We start from the raw sequence: 2,528 nt of genomic DNA, 5'->3' as shown, positions 1-2,528 counted from the left end.
AGGCCACCGCAGTTGAGCGACTCCGAGCTGATCTGCCTGGCCGTTGCGCTGGCCCTGCTGGGCTTCGCCTCCGAGGCCCGCTGGCTGCGGTTCGCTCACGACAACTTGACCTCGATGTTCCCGTATCTGCCCAAGCGGCCGGGGTACAACAAGCGGCTGCGGGCCGCGTTGCCGCTGGTGAAGAAGGCGATACGCCTCCTCGCGACGGATACGGACTTCTGGTTCGACAACCACTGGATCGTCGACTCCACGCCGGTGCCGTGCGGCATGTCGAGGCCGACGGTGAAGCGGTCGAACCTGGCCGGCTGGGCCGGGTACTGCGCATCCCACTCCCGGTTCTACTGGGGCCTGCGTCTGTTCCTGGTCTGCACCCCGACCGGCATGCCGATCACATGGGCCCTGGCCAACCCGAAGATCGACGAGCGGGACGTGATGGCCGCCATGCTGGACCGCGAGCCCGAGCTGGCCGCCGACCGGGCCGGCCTGCTGCTTATCGCGGACAAGGGCTTCGCCTCCAAGGAGTTCGAGGCCGACCTCGCCTTCCAGGGCGTGGAGTTGCTCCGCCACGCCGTTCACGCGGGAGAAGCCCCGCAAGGGCGAGTCGCTGCTGAAGTCGGTGCGGCAGCTGATCGAGTCGGTCAACGACACGTTGAAGGGCCAGCTCGATCTCGAACAGCACGGCGGCCGGACCTTCGAGGGCGTCGCCGTCCGCGTTGCCCAGCGCATCCTCGCGATGGCCATGGCCATCTGGCACAACCACAAGACCGGCGTTCCGGTCCTGCGATCGCTGACCGCTTTCGATCACTGACCACCGTCCTGCCGGCCGTTGAGGCGCCGGGCTGATCTATCAGCGCAGGTCGAGCCGCATCAGGACTCGGGGATGACCGGCCAGCACCGAGGTGGTGTCGGCGGCGTGGGCGAACCCGGCGCGCTCGAAGTTCTTCCGGATCCCGGCGTACGCCATCGTCACGTCGACCTTGGCGCCACCGCTGTCGAGCGGGTACGCCTCGATCGCCGGTGCGCCGTGGGCACGGGCGAACTCGACCGCACCGGCAATCAGGGCGTGCGAGATCCCCCTCTTGCGATGACCAGGGCGTACGCGGATGCACCACAGCGACCAGACCGGCAGGTCGTCAACGTGTGGGATCTTACGGCTGCGCGCGAAGGAGGTGTCCGAGCGCGGCGCTACGGCGGCCCAGCCGACCGGCTCGTCGCCGTCGTAGGCGAGCACCCCCGGAGGGGGATCCGTACGGCACAGCTCGGCGACGTACGCACCGCGGGCCGACCCGCGAAGCTCGTTGTTGAGCTTGGACGGGATCCGGTAGCTCAGGCACCAGCAGACGTTGGCCCCAGGTGACTTTGGACCGACCAGGGTACAGACATCCTCGAAGGCTGAAGCCGGGCGAACTGCGATGGTCATGGCGCCACGATGTCACGACGTACCTGGTGACACCGCTCAACCCCCGATGACACAGCACCACCACATCGGAACTACTCGTCTAGGGGCGGATGAACCGCATCTCCGGGTAGCGGGCGCAGGGTCCGGTCAGGATGGCGGGCCGGGCCTGGCGCAGGTGGAGATCGAAGAAGGCCCGCAGATAGGCGCGTTCCACGGTAGTGGCCCGCTCCGGGCTGAGTCCCAGTGCGGGCGCGGCCTGAGGCAGCAGCACCGACAGGTCGGTGAAGGAGGCGTGCCGGGAGCCGGTCAGCCGCAGCTCCCGCCGCCAGCCGCGCAGGTGCGGCCAGAGTGCGTCCCAGGTGCCGTCGTCCTCCTGGTCCGCGCCCATGAGCAGGAAGGGCAGGTCCACCCCGGCGGCGCTGACGGACCGTGTGAGCGAGCCGTCCATGTTGACTCCTGCCCGGATGCGGTGGTCGCGCCCCATCAGTGCCGCGGCAGTCGCCCCGCCCAGGGAATGCCCGAACATCCCGGCCCGCGACAGATCGAGCGTTCCCCGCCCGATCCCGGCCAGCCGGTCCAGTACGAACCGGGTGTCGGCCACCCGTACCTCAAGTGCCTTGACGATCACCGGGTCGTCGCTCGCGTTCCCGGCCAGGGGGATGTTGCCGGTCTCCACCCGCCCGTCTGGGAACTCGACCTCGGATGCGTCATAGGTGTGGTCGATGGTGACCACCGCGTAACCGTGGCTTGCCAGATCCTCGACCAGCGCGGTGCTGGAGGTGCGGTCCTGCCCGAACCCGGGCGAGTACACCACGACCGGCAGGGGACCGTGGCAGGTGTCCAGCGGGGCGCCCGGATGTCCGTGGGTCACCGGGAGCTGCACCGCGTCCTCGGGGATCCCGGTGGCTTTGCGGTAGTGCGCGGCGGCCCCGGGCGACATCCAGGGTGCCCTCGGCCGTCCCTCGGTGTCCCGGGCCGGGTACCAGAGTTGGACCATGATCTCCCGGTAGGGGCGGGCGGGCCCCCCCGGGGGCCGCCGGGCCCCCGCGCCCCGGGGAAGCGCACGGGGGGCGCTACGCCCCCCGGACGGCCCCCCCCGGCCCGGCCGCGTGAGCCCCCCCCGCGCGGC

At 70.3% G+C, this 2,528-nt stretch carries 3 protein-coding genes; 1 reads left to right on the top strand and 2 read right to left on the bottom strand.

All coding sequences use genetic code 11. The features are described 5' to 3' along the window. The first annotated feature begins 12 nt into the window (after positions 1-12). Positions 13-843: a transposase gene (locus ACI2LP_RS34220; protein ID WP_404728438.1), complete on the top strand. Its 831-nt coding sequence runs from the start codon at positions 13-15 to the stop codon at positions 841-843. Positions 844-847: 4 nt separating this feature from the next. Here the strand turns inward: ACI2LP_RS34220 and ACI2LP_RS34215 are convergent, their stop codons facing one another. Both ACI2LP_RS34215 and ACI2LP_RS34210 read right to left on the bottom strand, forming a co-directional pair. After that, entirely contained in the window at positions 848-1,420 is a 573-nt protein-coding gene (locus tag ACI2LP_RS34215) for a GNAT family N-acetyltransferase (RefSeq protein WP_404728437.1), read from the bottom strand. Positions 1,421-1,499: 79 nt separating this feature from the next. Next, the gene (locus tag ACI2LP_RS34210; RefSeq protein ID WP_404728436.1) at positions 1,500-2,396 is read right to left on the bottom strand and encodes an alpha/beta hydrolase family protein; all 897 of its coding nucleotides are present in this window, start codon (positions 2,394-2,396) and stop codon (positions 1,500-1,502) included. Positions 2,397-2,528: the final 132 nt, after the last annotated feature.

The sequence above is a fragment of the Streptomyces sp. NPDC019890 genome (assembly GCF_044903445.1).
GTDB lineage: Bacteria > Actinomycetota > Actinomycetes > Streptomycetales > Streptomycetaceae > Streptomyces.
Note: the sequence above shows the minus strand (reverse complement) of the source record. Positions and strands in the feature narration are given on the sequence as shown.